Genomic DNA, 26,530 nt, shown 5'->3' with positions numbered 1-26,530 from the left:
CAAGCATTTTCTTGTTTGCTCCGTGAAAGCACCCGAAGGTGAGGCGTGCCCAAGAACAGCCCGCGCTCCCCCAAGAAAGCGAAACATCCGCAACCTTCCGTCAAACCCGCATCCGGGAAGCCGCGGGGCGAAAGACCGGCCATGCCGCGACAGGAAAAGGCCCGAGTCGAGCAGGGATCCTCTCGCCAGCGTTCCGGCGAAAAACCTAGGAAGTCTGGCAAGCCTAGGAAGCAGGACGGAGCCAAGCGGCCACCATCATCCCGTTCATCGCAAAGAGGGGAGCGCTTGAACGAGCGCCTTGTCAACGATCTGATCCGCCTCCTAGAAGGGGAAGGAGAGCCTCTTCAGGCTCCGAAAATTGCCAGCGCCCTCCGGATGGATCGCGACGATCTCCCCCTTCTCGACCACACCCTGGCCGTTCTGGAGAGGGAGGGTCGTATCGTCCGTGTGCGCCAAGATCACTATATCCTGCCAGAGACCGCCGATCTCTTCACGGGCAAGCTGCAGATCCATGCCGGCGGATCAGGCCATGTGCTGGCAGACCAGGAGGGGGGCAAGGATCTCTTCATCTCCTCGGATAATCTCGGAACCGCGCTGAATGGCGACCGCGTCGTGGCCCGCCTTATTCAGGAACCCCGCTACCATGGCCGCCCACGCCGCGACGGACGCCAGGAGGGCCGCATCATCCGCGTCGTCGAGAGAGTCGGCGCTCCCATCGTCGGCACGCTGCAGAAGACGGCGAATTTCTACCATGTCGTCGCCGATGACCCGCGCTTTCCCCGCACTCTCTATGTCCCCACTCCCGAGGGGGCGAAAGTTGGTGAGAAAGTGGTCGCTCAGCTCGACCGCTGGGAGAACAGCCAGAGCAACCCCGAGGGACACATCGTCGAGGTGCTCGGGGCCGCCGACGCGCCGGGCGTCGACATGCTCTCGGTCATCCATAAGCACGGCCTGCCGCGCGAATTCCCCGCCCCTGTCAGCATTGAGGCGGAAAAGTTTGGGAGCGCCATCACGGCTCGCGATCTCGAGGGCCGTGAGGACCTTCGCAACCGCAGCATCATCACGATCGATCCGGACACAGCCCGTGATTTCGATGACGCCATCGAAGTCCAGCCCACTGATAACGGCTGGGATGTGGCCGTCCACATCGCCGACGTCTCCCATTATGTGAAGCACGGCACCGGCCTCGACAAGGAGGCCCGCACGCGGGGCAACAGCGTCTATATGGCAGACCGGGTCATCCCAATGCTTCCGGAAAACCTCTCCAACGGACTCTGTAGCCTTCGCCCCGACGAGGACCGCCTCGCCTTCAGTGTCTTCGCGCATATCAACCGGGACGGCAGTGTGGGCAAGGTCCGCTTCGGACGCTCGGTCATCCGGAGCTGCGCGCGCCTCACCTACCGGCAGGCGCTTGCCTTGCTCGAATCCCCCCCGACTGACGAAGTGAGCCGCCGTGTCCATGCGGCGTGGGACTGCTCCTCCACACTCCGGAAGAAGCGCTTTGCCGCCGGAGCCCTCGACCTGGAGATGCCCGAAGTGAAGGTCTGGCTGGATAAGGAGGGCCATCCCGTGAAGCTCGAACTTGTCGAGAACGATATCTCCCACCAGCTCATCGAGGAGCTCATGCTGCTGGCCAACGAGCAGGTCGCACGCCATCTCAAGAACAAGCGCCAGCCGAACATCTACCGCATCCACGAGAAACCCGAGCCCGAAAAGCTCGACGAGTACCGGGAGCTAGCCGCCACCTACGGCGTGAAGGCGGGCGATCTGAGCAATAGGGCCGAGCTACAAAAGCTGCTCGATGGTCTGAAGGGGAAACCTTACGCCAGCGCGCTAAAGATCGGTCTGCTCAAGAGCCTCAAGCGCGCACGCTACTCGCCCGATCCTCTGGGTCATTTTGGCCTCTCGAAGTCGGACTATAGCCACTTCACCAGCCCCATCCGCCGCTACGCCGATTTACTCACCCACCGCTCGCTCGCCCGCGACCTCGACCCGAAGCAGCACGGCCCCCTCTCCATCGATCTCGGCCCAGTCAGCGAGCACCTCTCCACGACCGAGCGCACCGCCGCCGACGCCGAGAAGGAATCGGTTCGGCTCAAGAAGCTGGAGTACTTCAGCAAGCTAGCCGAGGCGGCCACCGAGGGAGGCGTCGCCCCCTCCTTCGATGCCAGGGTGATCGAGGCCCGTAACTACGGCCTGCTGGTCGAACTGCCCGAGGCGATGATGACAGGCCTCGTGCCCGTCTCCTCGATGGACGACGATTTCTACATCTTCGACGGGCCCCGCTCCCGCCTTGTCGGGAAGAATTCCCGGAAAATCCTCAAGGCCGGTGACGAGTTCCGCGTCCAGGTAGCCCGCGTCGATAACTTCAAACAGCAGATCGACTTCAAGATCGCCAAGGAGCCCCGTGCAGGCAAAACCAAGAAGCCAGAGGCCCCCCGTGGAACCCATGGCGGCAAAGCCGACTTTATGGAAGGGCTCACTTGGTAAGGGGATCCCTTTTTACAAGGCTCGGGTTACCCACTTACAGCTGGCAAGTGACAGACATGGAGAAGAGTAGTGAAAAGGTGTGTTGAAAAAACGGTTGCTCCCTCAGGATTTTCTTCCGCAGACACCTCCGAGGACCTTTTCGACTTTTTTACGCTTCAACGCTTCCACCTACTCCCTTAAACTGACCGGATCGTGAGCACTCAAACCCACCACTCCCCCGCCCACCCCGTCTCCATTGCCCAGCTGGAGGAAATCTACCGCTCCCCATTCTTCGACCTGATCCAGCGCTCGCGCTCCGTCCAGCTCCAGAACTGGGACGAGGACAATGTCCAGCTCTGCACCCTGCTGAGCGTGAAGACCGGCGGCTGCAGTGAGGATTGTTCCTACTGCGCCCAGAGCTCCCGCTACAATACCGGTGTGAAGGCCGGAAAGCTGATGGGCTGCGACGAGATCCTGCCTCTAGCCAAACAGGCACGGGAAAGCGGCACGACCCGATTCTGCATGGGCGCCGCCTGGAAGGGTGTCAAGTCAGGCGACAGCCGCTTCGAGTCGATGCTCGAGACCGTCCGCGAGGTCAGCAAACTCGGCATGGAGGTCTGTGTCACACTCGGTCAGCTGGGAGATGAGGAAGCTCGCCAGCTCAAGGAAGCGGGAGTCACCGCTTATAATCACAACATCGACACCTCTCCGGAATTCTACCCGCAGATCGTCACCAGCCATACCTTCGACGACCGGCTCAACACCATCTCCTCCGTCCAGAAGGCCGGCATGGCCGTCTGCTGCGGTGGCATTATCGGGATGGGCGAGACCGAGCGTGACCGCTTGCGGATGCTGGAGGTCCTCTGCGGATTCAATCCCCCGCCCGAGAGCGTGCCGATCAACTGCCTCATGTCGATGCCCGGCACCCCGCTGGAGGATCAGCCTGTTGTTGATGTCTTCGAGCTCGTGCGCCTGATCGCCACCACCCGCATCATGCTGCCCAAGGCCCGCATCCGACTCTCTGCGGGACGCACCCGCCTCACCCGGGAGGGCCAGGCCCTCTGTTTCTTCGCCGGCGCGAACTCCGTTTTCTACGGTGACAAACTCTTGACGGCGGCCAACCCCGGAACCAATGAAGATCTTGACCTCCTTCGCGCCATCGACCTAGCTCCCATGGAGCAGGGAATGCCTGCGGCGGTCTGAGACTTTGCGCCCGTAGCTCATCGGATAGAGCAGGGGTTTTCTAAACCCTTGGTAGCAGGTTCGATTCCTGCCGGGCGCACCACGATTGCCTCACCATGGACTCCCCAGAAAAATCACCGCGCATCCTGATCATCCGCCGGGACAATATCGGGGACTTGGTCTGCACGACCCCACTGATCCGTGCCCTCAGAGCACAGCTTCCGACGGCCTACATCGCCGCACTCGTGACAAAATATAATTTGGCCGTGATGGCAGGGAATCCTGATATTGACGCGCTCTTCTCCTACACGAAGGCGAAGCATCTGGAGCATGGCGAGAGCCGCATCGGCATCTTCTGGAGCCGTCTCAAGACCATCTGGAAACTTCGCAAGCAACGCTTCGACTGGATTCTCCTGCCGGGCGGCCCTCAACGCAGCTCGCTCCGTTTCGCCAGATGGATCGGTGCCAAGAAGATTCTGGTCCGCGACGCGGAGGATGCGGTGGGCGGCGAACACCATGTCGAGCAATGCTGCCACCAGCTTGTCCGTATGGGGTTGGAGTTCGCAGCACCGGAGGCTCGCCTGACCCCGGACAAAGCCCGGGTGACAAAGCTCAAGCACTCGTTGCCCCGGGAGTGGAACCGGCATTCTGGCCCCGTAATCGCCTTGCATCTCAGCTCGCGAAAGATTTCCCAGCGGTGGCCTGCCGAGCGATTTGCCGAACTGGCCCGCATGCTGCATGAGAAACTGGATGCCAAATTTCTCCTGCTCTGGTCTCCCGGATCAGCCGACAACCCTCTCCACCCCGGCGACGATGAGAAGGCCCGTGACGTGTTGACCTCCACGGCGGGCCTACCACTGCATCCCGTTCCCACGGAACGGCTGGAAGACCTGATTGCGGCTCTCTCCCTCTGCGACTCCATGGTCTGTAGCGATGGCGGCGCCATGCATCTGGCCGCCGCTCTTGGCAAACCGATGGTCTGCCTCTTCGGCGATTCCGATCCAGAACATTGGGGCCCCTGGAAGGTGCCGTATGTGGTCCTGCATCCGCCCAGTCGCGAAGTGACGGATATCTCCGTGGAGGAAGTCGCTGCCGCTTTTCTAGATCTCAGTCAAAAGTCCTAGCGAGTACGCCCCGTCGGATTCATTCTCATCCCATGCTCGAGATCACGATTCTGGCCAGCGGCAGCAATGGCAACGCCGCACTGGTTCGGACCGAAACGGCCTCCTTCCTGGTTGATGCGGGCCTGAGCACCAAGGAGCTGACTCTCCGTTTAAGCTCTTGCGGCGTGGAACCGCGCGACCTCTGCGCGATCCTAGTGACCCACGAGCACGGCGACCACACCAAGGGACTCGCCCAGTGGTCCAAGAAGCATGCCACCCCGATCTATTGCAACCGCCAGACGGCGGCGGTTCTCCGGGACAAAGTCCTCGATTTCAACGGATGGAAGATCTTTGAAAGCGGTGCCGAGTTCGACTTGGAGGGCACAACCGTGCGTTCTTTTCTCATACCGCACGATGCGGTGGAGCCGGTCGGCTTCGTGATCCGAGAACGGACCCACTCCTTTGGGTTCCTCACGGACCTTGGTCATGCAACGACGCTCGTTACTGAATCGCTACGCGGGGTGGATGGTCTCCTGATCGAGGCTAACTACGATGAGCAACTCCTCGAAAAAGACACGAAGCGCCCCTGGTCGATCAAGCAACGGATCCAGTCCCGCCACGGCCATCTCTCGAACACCGCGGCGGCGGAAACCGTCTCGGGGATCCGTCATGATGGCCTAGGTCATCTCCTGCTCGGTCACCTCAGCCGTGACTGTAACAGCGAAGAGCTGGCTCTCGGCGCCATGAACCGAATGCTGGGTCCGAGTGCAATCAACCTCTTCTGCGCACTTCAGGAGGAGGTGTCTGCTCCCATCAGATTCAATTAGAGGGCCCATTCCCTGATGATCAGGTAGATCCAGTTCCCCGCTATCAGTGCCACCACGCCGACTCGCACAGCAAGCGCGGTCTTTTTAGAGAGTGGCTCCCACCGCAGACGCGGCAGTCCTGCAGAGACAACCACCACGCAATAAAGGAGATAGAGAGTTATTCCAAAAACGAGAGCCGTCAGGAGTGGATTGAACAGCATGGCCCCCTTGAGATTGCCGTGAAGTAGACAGCTAAGCCCCCGGGTCATGCCGCAGGTGGGGCAGGGGAGACCTGTCAGCATATGGAGCGGACATAGCGGCGTGGGGAGTCCGCTGATAAGCCAGCCGATGGCCAGGATGCCACCGAGTGCGATAACCAAACCCCAAGTCAGCTCCGGATCATGCTCCCCCGGAAAGAGCGGCCGCCAGAAGAATCGGGGAACCAGCAAGGACTTATGAATTAGGGAAGCTTAGGCAGCGTCGGCATACTGCCGCCCATCTGATGGCTTAACTCGGCGATCCCGAATCCCGCTGCCGTACCCAGCAAGAGAAGGAGTCCACAGCAGAGTAAACCTGGCAGGGTGATAGCGAGCGTCGCCCTCCAACCTTCCGTGTACTGCGCTTCCTTGAGCCCGATGATAATTGCGTAAGCGCCCCAAATCACGCCGATCAGGCTACCGCAGATCGGGATGATATTGAGCACCGCCGCGCTGGCCTGCGCGTAGCAGATGACTCGGAAGGTGGTTTCGAACGGCCGATTGGCACCGCCCAGCAACTTCAGGCAAAGATGGGTGATTCCCGAGGAAATGAAGGCGCTCACGACATAGAGCGCCGGGGAGAGTAGCACCGATCCTATCAGTGCTACCGAGAAGGAGGATCCCGTGGGCAGGCCTGTAGCATGGGGGATCTTCGGGGCAAAGAGTGCCGGATTCATGGTTGTGATCGCGATCTGGTAGAAGGCGGAGACGGCAAACATGGCGCTACTGAGCAGCACGAAATAGAGGAGCGGATTGGCCAGCCCGCCCGTCTGCTTCATGGAGGCGAAGGTCTGTGTCGGGCGTAAAAGCACATCGCCGATCGTCTGGGAAAGGGCGGCGAAAAAACCAAGCGATGCACGCTCTTCCCAAGCAGGGCCTCTTCCCTCGACAGGGATTGCAGCAAAGGGTGTCTCGCCCAGACTTGCTGTATCAAGCGAAGGAGCCGGAATCTCCATTCCCCATTGAGGGGCCATCTCGCCGAGCGGCTTCCACTCAGCCATCCCCTCTCGCCAGGCAAGATCACCCGACGAGAAGCGTCCGGAATGAATTCCTTCCCTGACGGCCTCTTCGCTGAACGAGCCTAGGGACTGGTGGTTGCGCGCAATGTGGATGTTGGACATGACAAAAGGCTAATCCGTCGAGCGACGAAGGTCGAGAGTCGAGGGCTTCCGAAAACCCTTCATAATTCATCCTTCATCCTTCATATTTTCCTCTCCATGCCTTCTCCGACCACGCTGCTGATGACGCTGGATTGCCCTGATCAGGTGGGGCTACTGGCAAAGATCACCGGTTTTGTTGCCGAGCAACGGGGAAACTTCGTCGAGGTGAACCAGTACACCGATACGATCAATAACTGGTTCCTGGCCCGCTTTGCCTTCGAGGTGCCGGAGGGTGTCACGCTGGAAACGGTGCGCACCGCCTTCGCTCCAATCGTAGAGTCGATCAAGGCGCGATGCTCCATCCGCGACAGTTCTAAGCCGGTGAGGACTGTCCTGATGGTCAGCAAGGAGGATCACTGTTTGGCGGACCTGATCTGGCGCTGGCGCTCCAAAGAAATGAACATCGAAGTGCCCCTGGTGATCTCGAACCATGATTCGTTGCGCTCCTCGGTAGAGAAGGAGGGGCTGCCGTTTCTCCATGTTCCGATTCCCTCAGAAGAGGCGGGCAGGGATACGGCTTTCCGCACGATCAGCGATGCCATCCGTGATGTCTCGGGGGATCTGACCGTCCTCTGCCGCTATATGCAGGTGCTCCCAGCTTGGTTTTGCGAGGAGCATCACAACCACGTTATCAATATCCATCACTCCCTGCTACCCGCCTTTGCCGGAGCGGATCCCTACCGGCGTGCCTACGACCGCGGCGTGAAGCTGATCGGTGCCACCTGCCACTACGCCACCGAAGAGCTGGATGCCGGCCCGATCATCCATCAGGAGATGATCCCGATCGAACACTTCCACTCTCCCTCTGACATGCGGCGTCTCGGACGCGACTGCGAGCGACTCGCCTTGGCCCGTGGTGTCCGCCTCCATGTCGATGATCGCGTCGTGGTTCACGGCTCCCGTGCGATTGTCTTCGGGGATTGATCTCATGACTACTGCTTCCTCCATCATTCACCTTCGGGCCCGAGGGCTTTGCCAAACCTACGATTTGGGAGAGGCTAAGCTTCAGGTTCTCAAGGGGGTCGATCTGGATGTGGCCAAAGGAGAGGTGGTCTTTCTCCGCGGCGCATCCGGTGCAGGCAAATCGACGCTCCTCTATATCCTTGCTGGTCTGGAGCATCCGAGGGAGGGAAGCGTCGAGTTCGAAGGCGAACAGCTCTTTGCTCTCAAGGGCGATCGTGAGGCCCTGCTGCGCAACCGCCGCATGGGATTCGTCTTCCAATCCTATTTTCTCCTGCCGGAACTGACTGCCCTAGAGAACGTACTACTTCCCTCGATGCTGGGCGGCAGAAAAAACGACGCTCACGCCCGCAGCCTGCTCGACCGGGTAGGACTTTCGGGACGCCTCGACCATCTCCCCTCGCAACTCAGCGGCGGCGAGCAGCAGCGTGTGGCCATCGCCCGCGCCTTGGTGAATGATCCCAGCATTCTCTTTGCCGACGAGCCCACGGGGAACCTCGATGCGGTGACGGGCGCCGGGATCATCGAGCTCCTTCTCGGGCTGGCGAGGCAGGATGGACGGACCTTTGTCGCCGTGACCCATGATCCGGCTCTAGCCGCTCTCGGCGATCGTCAGCTCTTCCTCAAGGAAGGCCATCTTCAGGAACAACTCGCCTAAGGAACCGCTAACACGCCTTCAGGTTTCAGGTCTCCAGTTTCATCCTTCCATGTCTTCTCCCCCCTCCATCGTCACACCCGTTCAGGTCATGTTCTTCGACACGGATGCGGGTGGAGTCGTCCACAACATTGCCTACCTTCGCTTCATCGAGACGGCTCGCACACTGCTCGCCGTAAAGCTGGGCATGGATTGGGAGCGGATGGCCCGAACCTCGGTCTACCCCGTGGTTGTGCGCACCGAGATCGACTACAAGAGGCCCGCAATCCTAGGAGACGAACTCGAAGTTCACGGACGCCTCGGTGAGGCCACCCCTGCCCGCTTCTGGTGCCACTTCGAGATCAAGCGCCCGCGCGACGGGGCCCTGCTGATCACGTGCCAGCAAGCGCTAGCCTTCGTGAAGATGCCGGAGGGGAAACCTCTCCGCCTACCCAAAGGCTGGCCGGAACCCTTCGCTCCGGAAGTTTAGGAAAGTCTCTGACAGAGATTTCCCATTTTCAGGTTTCAGGTTTCAGGTTTCAGGTTTTAACATCACCGGATGGAACAAGTCGTCATCATCGGATCCGGTTGCGCCGGATGGACCGCCGCGATCTATACAGCGCGCGCCAATCTCAACCCTCTTCTGATCACGGGCCAGCAGCCGGGCGGCCTGCTCACCACCACCTCGAGCGTCGAGAACTTCCCCGGCTTCCAGAACGGCATCGAGGGAACGGCGCTGATGATGGAGATGCAGGAACAGGCAACCCGCTTCGGAACACGGATCCAGTATTTGAGTCGCGTGGAGTCGGTCGACTTCTCCTCCAACCCGCTGAAAGTCACGGTCGATGGAAAAACAATCGAGACCCGAACCGTCATCGTTGCTGTCGGCGCGGGACACCGCCACCTCGGCGTCCCCGGGGAACATGAACTCGAGAACAGGGGGGTCACTTACTGCGCTACCTGCGACGGGGCTCTACCGATTTTCCGCAACCAGCCGCTCGTGGTCGTGGGAGGAGGAGACTCGGCCTGTGAAGAGGCCAGCTATCTCACCCGGTTCGCCTCCCAAGTCTATCTGATCCACCGACGCGATGCACTCCGCGCTTCCAAAATTATGGCCGAGCGGACTCTCGCCAACCCCAAGATCACACCCGTTTGGAACTCCGTTGTGGAAGAGGTTCTCGATGTCACGCAAAACCGCGTCACCGGCGTGCGCCTGAAGAACATCGTGACCGATGAAGTCAGCACGCTGGATTGCGCAGGGGTCTTTGTGGCGGTCGGCCACACACCGAACACGCAAATCTTCCAAGGACAGCTCACCATGGATGAGGCTGGATACCTCATTCTCGGCGAGGGTAGCCGCACGAACATCCCCGGGGTCTTCGCCGCCGGCGACTGCGCCGACTCCGTCTACCGCCAAGCCATCACAGCAGCGGGCATGGGCTGCGCCGCTGCAATCGACGCGGAACGCTGGCTAGCGGGTCTGTAAGCGGGGCTCCTGCCCTTCCTCATTTTCAGTGGTAATTTGCGACCTCACCCAATTCTACTCCCCGTTCTCGGGGGGGGTGAGGCGTTATGTAGCGGAGAAGGCGGCTCACTTGGAAGCGGCCGGTGATCGCCATGTGCTGATCATTCCGGGCGAAAAGACCGAGCGCCGAATTGAGGGACTCCAGACGATCTACACGATCGAATCGCCGCTGATTTCGCGGACGGCACGCTATCGCGCGCTCATCAATCTCAACCTTGTGGAGGAGGCCTTGGAGCGGGAACAGCCGGACCTGATCGAATCGGGCGATCCCTATCAGATTGCATGGAAGGCCCTCGCCTCGGGACGTGCGCTCGGCATCCCCACGGTCGGCTTCTACCATTCGCATTTTCCGGACGCAGTGCTTCGTTCCGTGGCCAAGTACTTCGGCTCCATCTCCGTGATGATGGCCGAGGAAATCGGCAAGAAGTACGCTGTCACGCTCTACAACCGCTTCGAGCGCACGCTAGTCCCAAGTGCCGGCCTCTCCGAACTCCTTAGCATGTGGGGCATGGAGAACGTCGAGACTCTTGAACTAGGCGTCGACACGGACATCTTCTTTCCCGACAGAGAGCGCGGACATGCAGCTCGCCAGGCCCTCGGATGGCCCTCCGACAAACAGGTTCTGCTCTATGTCGGCAGGCTTAATGCCGACAAGAACGTCCGCAAGCTCTTCGAGGCTTTCGCGCTGCTTCACAAGAGCGATCCGAGACGTTTTCATCTGGTTGTGGTAGGCGACGGCATGCTCCGCAATGCGCTTCATCATCTGGAAGAAGCGACGCAGGCCGTAAGCTGGATTCGTTACTGCAACGGATCCCAGGAGCTGGCTGATATCTACAGGGCGGCGGATCTCTTCGTGCATCCCGGGGTCAAAGAGACCTTCGGACTGGTGACCCTCGAGAGTCAGGCCTGCGGAACACCCGTGGTCGGGATCCGCGGCAGCTACATGGACGCGATCAACTTCAGCGGCCTGCACAACTGGTCGGTGGACAACAATGCGGAGGCACTGGCCGGGGCGATTCGGACGGTTGCGGATCAGGATCTTGCGGCCTCGGGCCTGCGGGCCTCCGCCTTCGTGAAAGGCCGCTACTGCTGGAAGGAAGTCTTTGCTCGTCTCTTTGCGATTTACCGGAAGGTGATCGCCTCGTACAACCCTTAGAGTGTCCGTAGCATCGCCCGTCACCGCCCCCCCTTCACCCGCACGTCAATCCGCAGTGACTATCCGCCGTTACGAGTCACGTGATCGCGAGGCCGTGCGCCATCTCTGCTGCGAGACCGGATTTCTAGGTAAGGCGATCGACCCGGTCTTCCAGGATCGCGAGATTTTCGCGGACTACCTGACCCGGTACTACACGGACATCGAGCCGGAGTCCTCGTTCGTGCTTGAGCAGGAGGGCATTGTGAAGGGCTATCTGCTCGGTTCCTACCGTCCCTTCCGCCAGCAGCTCTTCAATTTCTTCAACAACATCCACCTTTTCACCCGCGGGATGGCCAAGTACCCCTTCTACAACAAGGCTACGCGTGACTTCATCGGCTGGATCCTACGCACTTCGTGGAAGGAAGTTCCTAAGGCTCCCCGTCGTAGCGCCCACTTCCACTTCAATATTCTGCCAGAAGCGCAAGGACTGGCCCATAGCACAAAGCTCATGAACAGTTATCTGGAGCATCTGCGCTGCAAGAACGTGCGCCAGGTCTATGGTCAGGTGGTGACCTTTGAAGCACGGCGTGGAGCTAGGGTTTTCGAACGCTACGGCTTCCAGGTGCTCAACCGCAGCGAGATCACGAAATACCGCAAGACCCACCCCGAACCAGTCTACCTCACGACCGTCCTGAAGGAGCTGCGTTAGCCTGTTGGCAGGTTGGACTATTGGGCTGTTGGCTCAGGTTTATTAATCTACCATGTCTGGTCCCTTGAATTTTTCGTTTCAGACGAACGTCTGCGCATAACTTGGCAGGCGTACTGAATTGCCAATAGTCCAACAGCCCAAATACCCAATAGCCTCTCTCCACCAATGACTGACACCGAGGCCGCGATCATCCTGAATATGCTTCCCCAGGTGGGGCCCGTACGGGTGCGGCGGCTGACTGACCGGTTCGGGTCCCTCTCCGCGATCCTCGGGGCCACCGGTTCGGAATTGCGCGGTGTGGAAGGGATAGGGCCTGAAGTTTCTTCCGTCATCAACTCCTGGCAAGAACACGCCGATCTGGATGCCGAGCTTGCTTTGGTTCAGAAGGCAGGAGCCCGGGTCCTGACCCAAGCCGACTCCGAGTATCCCGAACTTCTCAAGGAGATCCATGATCCCCCAATCGTCCTCTACATCCTTGGCAAGCTGGAGGAACGCGACCAACGGAATGGCATCGGCATCGTCGGCACGCGGAAGGCAAGCCACTACGCCTTGGAGTCGGCCAAGAAGCTAGGCTACCAGCTAGCCTACTCAGGACTGACGGTCTACAGCGGTCTGGCACGCGGCATCGATACGGCGGCCCATCAGGCAGCGCTAGCAGCTAATGGCCGCACGGTTGCGGTTCTGGGCAGCGGCCTCTCCCATATCTATCCTGAGGAGAATATTCCCTTGGTTGAGAAGATCGTTGAGAACCACGGGGCTGTGATCAGTGAGTTCCCCATGGGTGTCACCCCAACCAAGCAGACCTTTCCCAAGCGGAACCGGATCATCAGCGGCTGCTCCTTCGGCCTGCTGGTCGTGGAGGCAGGCCAGAACAGTGGCGCCCTGATCAGCGCCAGGGAGGCCGGGGATCAAGGCCGTTCACTCTATGCCGTTCCGGGTCGGATCGATCATCCTGGCACGCTCGGCTCAAACCGTCTGATCCAGCAGGGGGCCAAGCTCGTGATCGATGCAGCCGACATACTGTCAGATCTTCCCATGATCTTTGCGGTACCTCCGGAGCTCTCCCGCAGCCGTCCGAAGGTGGAACTGACCGGCGAGGAGCTCCTGGTTTACGAGGCGATCGGAGAGGATCCGACCCCCGTGGACACGATCATTGCCAGATCCGGTTTGCCACCGGCGACGGTCTCTTCTAGGTTGCTCGCCCTTGAGCTAGGACGCCATGTCCGGGCCCAACCGGGCAACCGCTTCATCAAACTGATCTGATAAATAAGGACTGCGCGTTACAGGAGTTGAACCGTTAAAATGTTACAAAGGCCCGGTCTGTCGTTCTCTTGCTGATTTCGTGGCTCTTCATTTTCTTTTTCCCGATTCGATTTTTCCTGCTTTGCTCCCAACTCCGCAGCCTTCCCCTTTTAACGATTCACCATTCAACGTTTTAACTTCTGCACCCAGCCATGTCCAAAACCCTAGTCATCGCCGAGAAGCCCAGCGTCGCCGCCGATCTGGCCAGAGCCTTGGGGGGAAAGGCAGCTAAGGCCGAGTTCTTCGAGGTGGACGACTACATCATCACCTCGGCGGTCGGTCACCTAGTGGAGCTCTGCCTTCCGAACAAAATGACAGGGGGCAAAGGCCTCTCTTGGAAACTGGAGTCCCTGCCTATCATTCCCGAGGAGTTTGAGCTTCAACCCATTGCGCGCTCCGCGGATCGCCTAGCCGTGGTCAAGCGACTGCTCAAGAAGCCCGAGGTCACCTCGGTCATCAATGCCTGCGACGCCGGCCGCGAGGGAGAGCTCATCTTCCACAACATCATCCAACTGACCGGCTGCAAGAAGCCGGTGAAGCGCCTCTGGCTCCAGTCGATGACCAAGGAAGCAATTCAGGAGGGCTTTGCCCATCTGCGCGATGATGCTGAGATGCAGCCGCTGGCCGCAGCAGCCGTCTGCCGCTCCGAGAGTGACTGGCTTGTCGGGATCAACAGCACCCGCGCACTCACCGCCGTGAACTCCGGACAGGGTGGCTTCCAGCTTACGCCCGTAGGACGCGTCCAGACCCCGACTCTCGCTATCCTAGTCGAGCGTGAGGAGAAGATCCGCGCCTTTGTGCCGAAGACCTACTTTGAGGTCCACGGAGTCTTTTCCGTGGCTGCCGGAAACTATCCCGGCCGCTGGTTCGACGAGAGTTTCAAGAAATCCGAAGGGGAAGCCGACTCTGCGGACAAGAAGGCCGAACGCCTCTGGGATCACGCCGCTGCGGAGGCGATCCGCACCAAGTGCGAAGGCAAACCGGGTGTCATCGAAGAGACCAAAAAATCAACCAGCCAGGCCTCACCCCTCCTCTACGATCTGACCACCCTCCAGCGCGAGGCCAACGGCCGCTTTGGCTTCAGCGCCAAGCGCACTCTCCAGCTGGCCCAGCGCCTCTACGAGCATCACAAGGTGCTCACCTATCCCCGAACTGACTCCCGCTACCTCCCCGAGGATAGCATGCCTGCAGTAAAAGCAGCCTTCAAGTCGTTCGAGGACAAGGAACTGCGCAAGCACGCCGAGCATGCATTAACCCAGAACTGGGTCATCAAGACCGGCAAGGTCTTCAACAATGCGAAGGTCTCCGACCACCATGCCATCATCCCGACCGGCGCCTCCATCGCCGGCCTCGACGAGGTCGAGGCCAAGCTTTTCCAGATGGTCGCTCAGCGCTTCGTAGCGGTCTTCTATCCTCCCGCCCGATTTGATGTCACCACCCGGATCACCCGCGTGGAGGAAGAGCCTTTCAAGAGCGAGGGGAAGGTGCTCACTGATCCAGGATGGCAGGCCGTCTATGGCAAGCATGCGGTCGCCGAGGGCGAGGAAGATGCGAAGACTCTAGTTCCGGTTGCAGCTGCCAATGGAGCATCTGGCGCGCTCGAGCCCGCCCGTACCGACTCCGTTCAGGTGCATGAGACACAGACGCGTCCCCCGGCCCGCTACAATGAAGCGACCCTGCTCAGCGCCATGGAAGGCGCGGGTAAGCTGGTCGAGGATGAGGAACTGCGCGAGGCCATGAGCCTGCGCGGCCTTGGCACTCCGGCCACGCGCGCCGCAATCATCGAGGGACTCCTGGGCGACGGCTATGTCCTGCGCGAGGGACGCGACCTCACCGCCACCAGTAAGGGCATGGCGCTAGTCAACCTGCTCAAGCACATGGGTGTGGCTGTCCTGACTTCGCCGGAGCTGACGGGCGATTGGGAGCACAAGCTCAAGCAGATGGAGGCCGGAGAGTTCCAGCGCCCCGAGTTCATGGAGGAGATCCGCGTCTTCACGCGCGACATCATCACGAAGGCCCAGGGCTTCACCGACGATGCCGAGGGGGCCTTCCCTGACCTGGAGGTCGTTTGCCCCAAGTGCGGCAAGGGCCCCTTCAAAGAGAACGTACGCCAGTTCAAATGCCGAAACTGTGACCTGAGTCTCTGGAAGTCTCTTGCAGGCCGGCCGCTGGAGCGCCCCGAGATCACCGAGCTGCTCACGAAAAAAGCCGTCGGCCCGCTGGACGGCTTCCGCAGCCGCTTCGGAAAACCTTTCTCCGCAGAGCTGGAGTTTGATCCGGAGTTCAAGCTCAAGTTCGTCTTCGGCGAACGCGAGGGAGATCCCGCTGCCGAGGCGGCCATCCGCAATTCCGAGGCCATCGCGCCGTGCCCTGTCTGCAAAAAAGGCACCATCCGCGAAGGCGTCACCAGTTACGTGTGCGACCAGTCGATCGGCGCGGAGAAGTCATGCGAGTTCCGCACCGGCAAGACCATCCTCCAGCGCTCCATCCCAAGAGAGGAAATCGTCAAGCTAGCCGAGACCGGCAGAACGAACCTCATCGCTGGATTCGTCTCCAAGAAAGGGCGCAAGTTCGCCGCCTACCTCAAACTGGATGGGAAAAAGGTTAGCTTCGAATTCGAGCCTAGGGAACCAAAGGCTCCTAAAGCCGGGGGTGCCGAAGGGGAAGGATCAACCGTAAAGCGCGGTCGCTTCGGCAAACCACTCAAGCCCAACCTCACGACTGACGCCGTGGCTGAGGCCGTGGAGAAGAAGGCGACGAAGGCAGCTAAGCCCAAGAAAGCTCCCGCTAAGAAAAAAGCACCGGCTAAGAAATCGACTAAAGCTCCGGTCTAAATTTTCTTTGAGGCGCACCCGCAGCCTCCGCCGCACCCCGGCTTCTTGCGCGCCTTGAACCAGCGGGTGACAAAAAACGCGGCGGCGGCGGCGACCATGCCGAGGGCTAATGCTGTCTGGAGTTCTGGTGTCACAGTTACAGGTTAGCACCTGTAGGGGATTGGAGATAGGGCATAGGTTATAGGGTTTCCCGATCCAGCTATTCCCGATGATCCATCCCCGGCTTTCGCTCAGTGGAAGCCCATCAAACGGCCGCCTTGGTAGACTAGGAAGGAAAGCGCATAGGCCGTTCCCGTCATGTAGCAGAACTGAAAGAGGGGCCAGCGGAAGCTGTTCGTCTCGCGGCGCACAACCGCCAGCGTGCTGACGCACTGCATCGAGAGAACGAAGAAAACAAGAATCGAAAGACATGTAAGGGGCGTGAATGTCGGCGTTCCATCGGGGCGTTTCTCCTCCCGGAGGGTTTCCACCAGAGTGCCATCCTGCTGATCCTCACCCCCCTCGACGTTGTAGACGATCGACATGGTGCCGACGAACACCTCGCGGGCGGCCTGTGCGGCCACGAGTCCGATGCCGATCTTCCAATCCATACCGAGTGGTGCAATCGCAGGCTCGAGTGCATGGCCGATCCGGCCGGCATAACTGTGTTGGAGTTGCTCTGTCTTGGTTGGCTCTGGCATTCCCACTGGGGAATTCATCTTTGGGAAGGTAGCGAGGAACCACAGGATGATCGCTATACCGAGGATGACCGTTCCGGCACGTTTCAGGAAGAGGCCGGCCCGCTGCACCATCTGCGCCGCGATTTGCCGGAGGGAGGGAAGCCGGTAAGATGGGAGCTCCATTAAGAAGATCGGGGTTTCGCCCCGCAGGATGGTCTTCTTGAAGAGCCATGCGAAGAAGAGCGCCGCCGTGGTACCGAGTAGGTAGAGGCCCATCATGATGGCTCCCTTGAGCCAGACGGACTCAGAGGGAAGCAGGGCCGCGATCATCAAGGCGTAGACGGGGAGACGGGCTGAACAGCTCATGAGCGGCGCCACCAGAATGGTGACAAGGCGGTCCTTCGGATTCTCGATCGTTCGCGCGGACATGATCCCCGGAATCGCACACGCATAGGAGCTTAGAAGGGGGATGAAAGATTTTCCGTGGAGGCCGACCTTGCTCATCACTCGGTCCATGAGGAATGCAGCCCGCGCCATGTACCCGGTGTCTTCAAGCAGGCCGATGAAGAAGAATAAAATCAGGATTTGAGGTAGGAAGACCACCACACCGCCGACTCCCGCAATGACTCCATCGGTGAGGAGATCGCGGAGGTCACCGGGGGGCATGGCCTCCTGCACGGCGCCCGAGAGCATTCCGAATCCAGCTTCGATCCAATCCATCGGATAGGAGGCGATGGTGAAAATCGAGACGAACATCAGCACCATCATCCCGACGAAGATGAGCCACCCCCATGCTTTGTGCGTCAGAAGGTCATCGAGCCGTTGGGTGAGCTTGTCGCTCATGGCGGTCATTCCTCCTTGGGCGGCATGGCAGAGCTTGCCAATCTGCTCGTAGCGCTCCGCCACAACGGTCTCACGCCACTCCGGCAGCTCCCTTTCGAGAGCTGCGCGCTGGCCGATGGCAGCGCTCAATGCGGAGCCAGCTCCCAGTTCTGCTGCCACGGAGGCGGTATCCGAATCCGTGGCGGCAAGTAATATCGCCGCCTTCATCCGAGCCTGTGATTCACCTAGCGCCCTGCCATTATCTCGCACCTGACCGGGCCAGCATGCTGCAACCTTATCTGCTGCCCGAGTCCAGGCTGAAGGGAAATCAGGCTTCCAGGCGCTGCGTGGAATGTCAGCGCGACTCAAGGCTAACCGCAGCGGGAGAAGCGTCTCCCGGCGCGTCGCCTGCACGGGGACCACTGGGACGCCGAGCTCCTCTGCGAGACGCTCCGCATTCACCGGCGTCCCTTGTGCCTGCGCGACATCAATCATGTTCAGCGCAATGATGGTCGGCAGCCCCAGTTCCAAGACTTGAGTGATGAAGTAGAGATTGCGCTCGAGGTGTGAGGCATCCACAACGCAAAGGATACGCTTGGGGCGTGGCGTGTCTTGCCGGAGATCCAGAAGCACGTCCCGTGTGATCCTCTCGTCGGGGGCATGGGCACCTAGGCTGTAGCTGCCTGGCAGGTCGAGCAGCTCGACCTTCTCTCCGTGTTGGCCGATGAACTGCCCAGACTTCTTCTCGACTGTGACGCCCGGATAGTTGGCCACCTTCTGGCGAAGTCCCGTCATGGCATTGAAGAGGGTGGTCTTTCCACAATTCGGGTTGCCAACAACAGCGTAGGATTTGGGATGCACTTCCGTCCCTGATCCCCTAACTGGCTCCGAAGTCTGAACGTGTGAAATGGAGAGAACGGTCTTTGTCGGAGCCGGCGATACGACATGCGCTGGAGGAATCGGCTGTACGGGCCGCAGCGTCGCTTCACCGCTCGACGCGGGATCGCGCTTCATCATTACCTGCGCTGCATCAGCCCGTCTGATACTGAGGTCGAAACCCCGAAGGCGGAACTCCATGGGGTCGCCTAGCGGGGCGCACCGAACTAAGGTGATCTCCGTCCCACGCAGAACACCCATCTCGCGAAGACGCGTCGCCAACTGCTCATCGGCGGGTAGCTTTATAATGACGGCGCTCTGGCCGGGCTTGAGTGTGGAAAGTGATGACATGGACGGCCGTGCCCGTTGCTTCAGAACAAAGCGTCGGCGAGATTGAGACGCAGTATCAATTTCATCCTGACTGAAGGCCAGCAGTATTTCTTGGGCAGCTGATTACCCTTTTATTTTCAGAGGGGGCGGCGCGCTTTTGGTAGCCGTTTCCGTGCACCCTTGGCTGCCTTGCCCGCCTTGAAGTTCTTACAGGATCCCAACAATCGCAGCCGGTCGCAGCTTGCTTCGATGCGAAGCGCCTTTTGTGTCGGGGAGAAGCCGAGTCGCCGGGTGATGCAGTTCTGCATGACATCGATGTTGGGATCCTCGAACTCGATGATCTCTCGGCAATCCACGCAGATGAGGTGATTGTGATGCGGACTCTTCAGGAAGTTGGGATCGTAGAGACGCTCTCCTCCCCCAAGAGATATCTCCCGCAGCATGCCGCTCTCCACGAGCAGGAGGATCGTGCGGTAGATGGTCGCGCGTGAGACGGCTCCATCGCTCTTACGGAGCTTCGGGATCAGGTCTTCCGGACGGAAGTGCTCGTGGTTGCGGAAGATGAGCGTGACGAGCGCTTCGCGTTGCTTCGTGAAGCGGAGCCCCTTGGAGGCAAAGAAGGCCTGCGCCTGGCCAAGAATGGCTTTGAGGGATTGCTGGTCCATGAAATATCACCTTGCTCCGCTTCGGTGCGCGGGGAAAGCCAGAAGTCAAAAAGGGGCGGGCTGCTTTGCTCATGAACTCCATCCACCGAAAACTCCAACTTCCGCGCTTTCGGGCGCAGCACGGAGAATCCCGTTATGTTTCGAGTGATCGAAGAGAATTTCTCGCGCCGGGTCCCTGCGCGAGATTTTTGGGCAATCCGTGCCGCTGAATTCCTGAATTGCAATCATTCAGACAGAAGAGGGCCTAGAACTGGACCTGAACGCCGACATACCAGTTGCGCGGCATGGCTGGGTCGATGCCGGTCTGGGTGATACGTGTCGTGTACTTGAGGTCGAAGAGGTTGTTGATACCGCCGATGACACTGAGTCGGTCCTTGAGAAGATTCACCTCATAGGTGAAGTCCCAGACGTTGTAGCCGGGCATCAGATACTGCTGCGTGTTGTTATCGTTAGCGTAAGCAGCGGCACTGAAGGTGGTCAGCAGCCCCATCTTCACTCGGTCGCGCCAATTGTAGAGGGCTCCGAGTCGCAAGAGGTAGTCGGGGGTGTACTGGGGGGTCTTCCCTTGGAACTGTCCGCTTGTGTAGCTCCCCTGTTGCAGGGTGTAACCCGCCGTGAAAAGCATCGACCCGTAGGTATCGACAAGGCTGTGGATGTTGGCTGTGCCGCCCTGCTTGATGTCTCCAGGTCCCGTTTGCTTAAGCGTGGAGCGTATGCCGCGCAGATCGTCGGCGAGGCCGATGGCATCGAGCTGGAGCATGTTGTCCCACCCGATCGTCGAGGAGTTGCCAATAGTCTGGATGATGGTTGTGCTCGGGGTGGGATTGACAGAGCCAATTTGATTGTAGAAGTTCAGGACGAAGTAGCTGCTCTGCCATGCAAGCCATGGACGAGGGTTCCCGCGGAATCCTCCCTCGTAGTTCCAGGCGATGCTGGGCTGGAGGTTGTTCGGCACGGAGACATTGGGTGCGTTGGGGATTGCCTGGCTGAAAGTGACTGGCTTGTAGGATTGGGAGGCGTTCCCATAGGCCGTGATCCAGTCATTGAACTTGTACTCGGCGCCAAACCCCGGGAGCGGGACGAAGGCGTAGTTGCTCTCATTGGAGAGGGGTTGGCCGGCCTTGCTCTTTGAAACGTTCACGCTCTCGTTGATCGTCTGCCAAATGTTTTCAAAACGGACGGCTGGGATGAACTGGAACTTCCCGAAGACGAAGCGATTCTCCGCAAAGAAGGAAGTATACCAGTTTTGCCGCCAGCTCTGGTTGGAGAGTGTCCCGGTAGCCGCCCAAGGCGTGGCTCCTGTCTGCTGGGTGAGGGGCGACTGCGTGTTGTAGAGCATCGCTCCGCCCGTGATCGTGTGGGTATTGCCGAGCCAGTCGTAATCGTAACGCAACTGAGGAATCATACCCCAGGTGTAGAAGAGCTGGTTCTGGATCTGGTTGCTCTGCGCCGCCTTTCCGGTCGGAATGGTACCGAAGCCTCCCCCGTTCTGACGTTGGCTCCAGCGGCCGTAATAGTTCCACCATGTGCGGAAACTGAAGAAGGCTTTCTCGCTTAGGTCATTCTCATGGATGAGCGAAACGGCGTAGCGCTCGATGTGCAGGTTGTCATAGAAGCGGGATGTGCCGGTCGGATTGGAATTCCAGTTCACCGCATTGGTGCCGGTTGACTTGGTGAGTCCACCCGGCTCTTGGATGTAGTTCTGGTAGGCATCGACTATCAGATAGGTACGCTTCGTCGTCTGCGCCCCCCAGGCGAGCGTGCCGCTCCAATTGTTAACCGTCCAAGCACTGTTGGCCTGGCGGAATCCGTCGGTCTGGCGGTGGTTGTAGTAGCCGTAGTAACCGAGTTGGTCGACGGTTCCGCCCAACTCGGTGAAGTTGGCGAAGTAGTTAAAGCTTCCGACCGTGTTGAGCGAGCGGAGCCGGAACGGGGTGTCGAGCGGCGGCTTCTCCATGATGTAGTTGACGGCGCCACCGGGCTGCGGACCGTAGAGCAGGGCGGCACCTCCCCGGATGATCTCCAGACGCTTCGTCGCGTCAATCGGCGGGGTGTAGTAGGCCTCGGGGTAGCCAAACATATCGGCATGGATCGGGATGCCATCCTTCATCACCTGCAGGAACTGCATGCGGGCGGGCGGCAGACCGCGGGTGCCGATGCTCACCAGCGGGGTTGACTCCTCGGAGAGAACGATACCGGCCGTCGTCTGCAGGGCCTGGCGGTAGTTGTTGTTGTTGATCTGCGGCAGGAGGTTGGGGTCGATATTGTCGGTCCGCTTACCCGCAAAGATCTCCGCACCCTCGACATCAGGCAGGAAGGGCGCGTTTTCCGGGGGCTGAAGCCTCTCGATGACATTCACCTCCTCGAGCTGCGCGGCCGTCGCTCCGTTGGTGGCCCCGGTCTTTTTCATTTGATCCTCGATTGCCGATTCGGCTTTGAGGGTGGCAATCGGCAAAAGAATCAGTGCTGCCAGTGCCCTGAAACATCGGGTGCAGGTCATCATGATTGAGTGGGCGGAAGGATTCATGGGGCGGAATGGATACATGAGATTGAGACCCAATCGCAATAGAAAAGTTGAGAATGCGTCTCATTATCCAAATCATTCCACTGTTCATCTCATTGGAGGTCGCTCGTGTTACGCAACCACTGCCCAGCGCAAGCAACCCGGATCAGCGTTCCCGGATATCGAAGTTGTAGGGGATAGCCACTGTGTCCGGAAGTGGAACGCCGAGGAGGCATTTGGGATGGTAAGTCGACTCACGCGCCGCACGCACGGCGGCAGCATCCAGAATAGGGTTCGCGCTCGAGGTAGTCACCGCCGCAGCCGTGGCCTGCCCGAGGGCGTTGATCTGCACGGTCACTAAGACGCGTCCCGACTTCCGGGACAGAAGAGCCGATGCTGGATAGGATGGGGTAACACGGTGCTTCCACGATGCATGGGATCGATCCTTCCCCGATCCAGCAGGCGGGCGGAAAGCGGGCGGGGAAGACTCAACGCTGGCTTGGGAAACGGCAGGTGGCCTGCTGGAACGGGGTTTGGAAGCGTCTGGGCGGGGAGTTGGCTTCGCCGCCGGTATTGGGAGCGGCTCTGGCACCATCTCTTCCGGTTTGGGTTCGAGTTCGGGTTCGGGCTTTATCTCGGGATCTGTGGGCTTCTCGGTCGGGTGTGGAGGCACCTCGCGCTGAGACTCTTCCTTCACCGTATCGGTCGAGGTGGCGGGATTTTGCTCCTCGGAGATCTCGATCTCGAGAGCCGGTGGCTCTTGCATGCCGATTAGGACGGGGGGGGTTCTTGCCCATGCCCAGAGGATCGTCCCGTGGATCAGGAGGGCCGCGAGAAAATAGACCGGAAGCACCCGGTTCATCACCTTGTCTTTGAAGAACCGGGGTGCGGCGCGGTCGCTGCTTGAGCCTTGGTCTGGATGGCGATCCTTCGGATGCCGAGGCGCCGCGCCGTGTCCAGCACGAAGACTGCGGTGCCGAAACTGGAATCGGTATCCCCGCTGATCAAGAGCCGAGGGTCGGGATCCGCCGACTGGAGATCCCGCAGAACCCCCTCCAAAGCCGAGGGGTGGATGTTCTGGCGATCTACCACGATCTCACCAGCGCGGGTAAGGGTCACGAAGTGGGTTTCCCCGCGGTCCTGCAGCTGCGCGGTGGAGGCTCCCGGCAGGTTCACCGGGATCCCCTTGTTCTTCACCATGGACAACGAGACCATGACGAAGGTAGCCAGCAGGAAGAACATGATGTCGATCAGCGGGATGATCTCGATGCGGGCCTTCTTACGGGATCCAGGTGATGGAATGGAGACCGGCATATCCGTGGTCCTACTCGCCGCTGCGGACACCACCGCGAACAAGCAAGATCTCCAGGCGGTTCCCCGCCTCTTCCAATTCGGCTCGGGCTTCCTCCATGCGGGCATTGAGATAATTGAAAGGAAGCAACGCCATGATGGCCACCAGCAGGCCGAATGCCGTTGCGATCAGAGCCTCAGCGATGCCGCCTGTGATGGCGGCTGGGGCGTCGAGCTCGCCGGCGATCAGGCCGAAACTACGGATCATCCCCATCACCGTGCCGAGCAATCCAAGCAACGGCGCAATGGTGATCGCCGTGTCTAGGAGGGGAAGACCTCGGTTGAACTTCTTCAATTCGAGAGAGCTGGCGGCAAGCAGGGCAGAGGTGTAGCTGGTGTCGCGTTCACGAAGCGCGGCAGTGAGCACTTTGGCAACGGAGTCGGTGGATTTCTCCCCCACCCTCAACGCTTCAACCGGCCGGCCGTGCTCCACGATGGCAAAGATCTCACGCACCGTCCGTGGAGAACGATCACGATGATGCCTGATCAGGAAAACGATCCGTTCGATCACGGTCGCCGTCACAAGCAGGGAAACAATAAGGATGGGAACCATGATCGGCCCCCCCTTGAGAAAGATGCTGATGGGATGCATGGGCATGAGTGCGCGCAGGGATGAAATGGTCGTCGTGTTACAGGAACGGAACCAGGAGAATTATTGAGATTGAGATCCAGTCGCAAGAAGAATCGACACCACAAGAGCGGAGACGTTCGCCAGAGACCTCCCTCGGCCCCCTGCTCCTGACCTCTGCCGGAGCGATCAGGGAGTGTATCGCTGGGCGATCGGAAGCCGCCGCCCCATGCCAAAGGCGCGGCCCGTTACCTTCAGGCCGGGAGCAGCTTGCTCGCGCTTGTATTCATTGCGATCGACCATGCCGGTGATGCGCCGCACCAGTTCCTGATCATACCCCCGCGCTACGATCTCATGAATGGGCAGATTCTCCTCCACATAGAGAGCGAGGATGGCATCGAGCAGATCGTAGGGGGGCAGGCTATCCTGATCGGTCTGATCCGGACGGAGTTCGGCGCTTGGTGGCTTCGTGATGGTCGCGGCGGGAATAATCTCCTTTCCCCTGTTAATCCAGCGCGCCAGATCGTAGACCAGCGTCTTGGGCAGGTCAGATATGACCGCCAGACCGCCGCACATATCGCCGTAGAGGGTGCAATAGCCCACGGCCAGCTCGCTCTTGTTCCCGGTGGTCAGTAAAAGGCTGCCAAATTTGTTGGAGAGAGCCATCATCGTGACCCCGCGCAGACGGGCCTGCAGATTCTCCTCGGTGGCATCCTCCGGCCTGCCTTCAAAGATCTCCCGCAATCCGGACTTCATCACCTCGTAGGAATTCGTGATTGGGATGTTAAGACACTTAATGCCAAGGGTTTCTGCCAGTATGAAGGCATCTTTTACGCTCCCTTCCGAGGAATAGGGGCCGGGCATGGCCGCGCCGGTGACATTATCTTTTCCAAGAGCTTCCACGGCCAGGACGGCTGTCAGAGCGGAATCTATCCCGCCGCTCAATCCCAGAACTGCATTCTTGAATCCGCATTTGCGGAAATAATCACGAAGACCTAGCACGAGCGCCCGGTAGAGCTCGCCCAGTTGATCGCGTCCATCGGAGCGGAACGCATCCGTAGGTTCTTCAATAACAAGAAGTTGCTCTCCGAATCCCAACATCTCTTGGACACGCTCGCCTCTGGCAGAGAAGGCCGACGAATGCCCGTCAAAGACCAGCTGATCATTCCCACCCACGGAGTTACAGTAATAGATGGTCAACCCAAATCGCTGGGCCTGAGCATGTAACATTTGAAGCCGAAGCATCGGCTTCCCGTATTGGTAGGGCGAGGCGCTCAGGTTGACCAGGATCTCGGCCCCAGCATTCACCAGATCGGCAGGTGGATCGACGCGGTAGAGCGGTCCGGGTAGGAATTCGGGGGTCCAGAGATCCTCGCAGATCGTGATGCCGACTTTTTTCCCTGCGATCTCTATCGGAGCAGAGACCTGGCCCGGCTCAAAGTAGCGAGCCTCGTCGAAGACATCATAAGTGGGAAGCAGTCTCTTGTGGATAATAACGGGCTCGGCACCTTTGCATAAAAGCGCGGCGGCGTTGTGGAACGGCTTCCCGTGGCCGCTCAGATTCCGATCAATGAATCCCACGAGGAGCGGCACCTCACCGATGGCCGTCTGGATCCCAGCAAGCGTTTCCAGATTCCGCTCAACGAACTCCCCGGCAAAAATCAAATCTAGTGGAGGATAGCCCGTGATCGAGAGCTCGGGCGTCACCACCAGATCGGCACCCTGGTCGACCAGCTCATGATAGGCAGCCAGAATCCGCGCGGAATTCCCGGCGAAATCACCGACTGTGGTATTGATCTGGGCGATGCCAACCTTCATGGATTCGACCCTACCAGAATCCCCACTGTCGTGTCGCACAAATGTAGAAACCCAGTCCCAGGTTGGCCATAGCATGGGCTGTGACACAGGCGGCGAGACTCTTCGTGCGGGTGGCCACAAGGTTGAATAGCACTCCGGTCAAGAAGGCAGCGGGCCAGTCGGCGGGCGAATGAACCAAGGTGAAGGCAAACGCCACCGCCCAGAAACTGAAGCGGGAACTGCTCCCGAAGGGCAGCTTCGTGAAATCCTCATTCACCAGATAGCGCAGCAAAAAGCCGCGCCAGAACAGTTCTTCTACCAATGGCACCACCAGCACAAGCCGTGCAACTCGGGCCACTAGCATCCATGGGCTCAAGCCAGCAACGACTCCAGGGTCGAATCCATCCATCCGTCTCGGCTGATGGAAAAGCTCCTGCGGCGCGACCCAGAGTCCGAGCACCAAAAGACCTATTGCCATACCGATCAGGAGTTTCCCACCTGTGGTTCCGCTGAAATCATAGTTCTTCCAAAACCAGAGCACTGCCGCGGCGCAGACACTGCTTTGGATCGGATAGATCCAGTACATCGGGTCCAGAACCACTCCACAGAATGAGGTGATCCCCAGCGCCTTGGCGGCGGAGACAGCAGCCAGACCGACCATGAAAAGCACAAAGGGGAGCGTGTAAGCGAGCAGCTCCCTGCGGGTGGTTGTCATCATCTCTGGCTATCAGCCGACACTCGAATATGGAACTATTTTACGATTCACAGGGGTAAAGTGGATAAATGGGATATGAAGCTTCAGCAGGATCGCGCCGAACTGAAAATTTCCATAGGGTAAGAACTTCATTTCATAGATCTTGTTCCTCCATCTTTTTCATCCCCTT

The 26,530-nt window shown here is 59.5% G+C and carries 23 protein-coding genes and 1 tRNA gene; 13 read left to right on the top strand and 11 right to left on the bottom strand.

Annotation, left to right across the window (positions count from 1 at the left end):
• Positions 1-141 precede the first annotated feature (141 nt).
• From rnr to K8R57_06450, 5 genes are all read left to right on the top strand, one after another.
• Entirely contained in the window at positions 142-2,490 is a 2,349-nt protein-coding gene (gene rnr, locus K8R57_06470) for a ribonuclease R (GenBank protein ID MCE9587941.1), read from the top strand.
• A gap of 192 nt (positions 2,491-2,682) precedes the next feature.
• The gene (gene bioB / locus K8R57_06465) at positions 2,683-3,672 is read left to right on the top strand and encodes a biotin synthase BioB (GenBank protein ID MCE9587940.1); all 990 of its coding nucleotides are present in this window, start codon (positions 2,683-2,685) and stop codon (positions 3,670-3,672) included.
• Between the two features lie 6 nt (positions 3,673-3,678).
• Positions 3,679-3,754: transfer RNA gene (locus K8R57_06460), tRNA-Arg, on the top strand.
• A 13-nt stretch (positions 3,755-3,767) separates the two neighbouring features.
• Positions 3,768-4,775: a glycosyltransferase family 9 protein gene (locus K8R57_06455; GenBank protein ID MCE9587939.1), complete on the top strand. Its 1,008-nt coding sequence runs from the start codon at positions 3,768-3,770 to the stop codon at positions 4,773-4,775.
• 32 nt (positions 4,776-4,807) lie between these two features.
• Entirely contained in the window at positions 4,808-5,581 is a 774-nt protein-coding gene (locus tag K8R57_06450; protein MCE9587938.1) for an MBL fold metallo-hydrolase, read from the top strand.
• On the opposite strand, the gene K8R57_06445 is transcribed toward K8R57_06450, so the two are convergent.
• Both K8R57_06445 and K8R57_06440 read right to left on the bottom strand, forming a co-directional pair.
• Positions 5,578-6,009, bottom strand: coding sequence for a DUF2752 domain-containing protein (locus tag K8R57_06445; GenBank protein MCE9587937.1), 432 nt, complete (start codon positions 6,007-6,009; stop codon positions 5,578-5,580). The two genes, K8R57_06450 and K8R57_06445, sit on opposite strands and share 4 nt — an antisense overlap.
• Before the next feature lie 11 nt (positions 6,010-6,020).
• Complete coding sequence (locus tag K8R57_06440) at positions 6,021-6,938, bottom strand: YIP1 family protein (protein MCE9587936.1); 918 nt, start codon at positions 6,936-6,938, stop codon at positions 6,021-6,023.
• A 96-nt stretch (positions 6,939-7,034) separates the two neighbouring features.
• Here K8R57_06440 and purU point away from each other — a divergent pair, with 96 nt between their 5' ends.
• The 8 genes from purU (at position 7,035) to K8R57_06400 (ending at position 16,076) form a co-directional block, all read left to right on the top strand.
• Positions 7,035-7,901 (top strand): formyltetrahydrofolate deformylase, encoded by an 867-nt coding sequence (gene purU, locus K8R57_06435; protein MCE9587935.1) that lies wholly within the window; start codon positions 7,035-7,037, stop codon positions 7,899-7,901.
• 4 nt (positions 7,902-7,905) lie between these two features.
• Positions 7,906-8,595, top strand: coding sequence for an ABC transporter ATP-binding protein (locus K8R57_06430; protein ID MCE9587934.1), 690 nt, complete (start codon positions 7,906-7,908; stop codon positions 8,593-8,595).
• A gap of 88 nt (positions 8,596-8,683) precedes the next feature.
• On the top strand, positions 8,684-9,061 hold the full coding sequence (locus K8R57_06425) for an acyl-CoA thioesterase (protein MCE9587933.1): 378 nt from the start codon (positions 8,684-8,686) through the stop codon (positions 9,059-9,061).
• Between the two features lie 69 nt (positions 9,062-9,130).
• Positions 9,131-10,057: a thioredoxin-disulfide reductase gene (trxB, locus tag K8R57_06420; protein MCE9587932.1), complete on the top strand. Its 927-nt coding sequence runs from the start codon at positions 9,131-9,133 to the stop codon at positions 10,055-10,057.
• Between the two features lie 76 nt (positions 10,058-10,133).
• Entirely contained in the window at positions 10,134-11,252 is a 1,119-nt protein-coding gene (locus K8R57_06415) for a glycosyltransferase (protein MCE9587931.1), read from the top strand.
• Position 11,253: 1 nt separating this feature from the next.
• Positions 11,254-11,940 (top strand): GNAT family acetyltransferase, encoded by a 687-nt coding sequence (locus tag K8R57_06410; GenBank protein ID MCE9587930.1) that lies wholly within the window; start codon positions 11,254-11,256, stop codon positions 11,938-11,940.
• 165 nt (positions 11,941-12,105) lie between these two features.
• A complete protein-coding gene (dprA, locus tag K8R57_06405; GenBank protein ID MCE9587929.1) occupies positions 12,106-13,203 on the top strand; it encodes a DNA-processing protein DprA in 1,098 nt (365 codons plus the stop codon).
• Between the two features lie 191 nt (positions 13,204-13,394).
• A complete protein-coding gene (locus K8R57_06400) occupies positions 13,395-16,076 on the top strand; it encodes a DNA topoisomerase III (protein MCE9587928.1) in 2,682 nt (893 codons plus the stop codon).
• Here the strand turns inward: K8R57_06400 and K8R57_06395 are convergent.
• The 9 genes from K8R57_06395 to K8R57_06355 form a co-directional block, all read right to left on the bottom strand.
• Positions 16,073-16,174 (bottom strand): FeoB-associated Cys-rich membrane protein, encoded by a 102-nt coding sequence (locus tag K8R57_06395; protein ID MCE9587927.1) that lies wholly within the window; start codon positions 16,172-16,174, stop codon positions 16,073-16,075. The genes K8R57_06400 and K8R57_06395 overlap by 4 nt on opposite strands.
• A 132-nt stretch (positions 16,175-16,306) precedes the next feature.
• Positions 16,307-18,784, bottom strand: a complete 2,478-nt coding sequence (gene feoB / locus K8R57_06390; protein ID MCE9587926.1) for a ferrous iron transport protein B — start codon at positions 18,782-18,784, stop codon at positions 16,307-16,309.
• A gap of 116 nt (positions 18,785-18,900) precedes the next feature.
• A complete protein-coding gene (locus tag K8R57_06385) occupies positions 18,901-19,428 on the bottom strand; it encodes a transcriptional repressor (protein MCE9587925.1) in 528 nt (175 codons plus the stop codon).
• A 244-nt stretch (positions 19,429-19,672) separates the two neighbouring features.
• Entirely contained in the window at positions 19,673-21,955 is a 2,283-nt protein-coding gene (locus K8R57_06380) for a TonB-dependent receptor (protein ID MCE9587924.1), read from the bottom strand.
• Between the two features lie 142 nt (positions 21,956-22,097).
• On the bottom strand, positions 22,098-22,793 hold the full coding sequence (locus K8R57_06375; protein MCE9587923.1) for a TonB family protein: 696 nt from the start codon (positions 22,791-22,793) through the stop codon (positions 22,098-22,100).
• Entirely contained in the window at positions 22,793-23,245 is a 453-nt protein-coding gene (locus tag K8R57_06370) for a biopolymer transporter ExbD (protein ID MCE9587922.1), read from the bottom strand. Before K8R57_06370 ends, K8R57_06375 begins: the two co-directional genes overlap by 1 nt.
• Positions 23,246-23,255: 10 nt before the next feature.
• A complete protein-coding gene (locus K8R57_06365) occupies positions 23,256-23,873 on the bottom strand; it encodes a MotA/TolQ/ExbB proton channel family protein (GenBank protein ID MCE9587921.1) in 618 nt (205 codons plus the stop codon).
• A 165-nt stretch (positions 23,874-24,038) separates the two neighbouring features.
• Positions 24,039-25,667, bottom strand: coding sequence for an NAD+ synthase (locus K8R57_06360; protein MCE9587920.1), 1,629 nt, complete (start codon positions 25,665-25,667; stop codon positions 24,039-24,041).
• A 10-nt stretch (positions 25,668-25,677) separates the two neighbouring features.
• The gene (locus tag K8R57_06355; GenBank protein MCE9587919.1) at positions 25,678-26,364 is read right to left on the bottom strand and encodes a CAAX prenyl protease-related protein; all 687 of its coding nucleotides are present in this window, start codon (positions 26,362-26,364) and stop codon (positions 25,678-25,680) included.
• Positions 26,365-26,530: the final 166 nt, after the last annotated feature.

Source organism: Verrucomicrobiota bacterium, assembly GCA_021413925.1.
In the GTDB taxonomy this organism is placed as follows: Bacteria; Verrucomicrobiota; Verrucomicrobiia; order Chthoniobacterales; family UBA6821; genus UBA6821.
The sequence above is the reverse complement of the archived record's forward strand: the minus strand, read 5'-3'. Positions and strand labels throughout refer to the sequence as shown.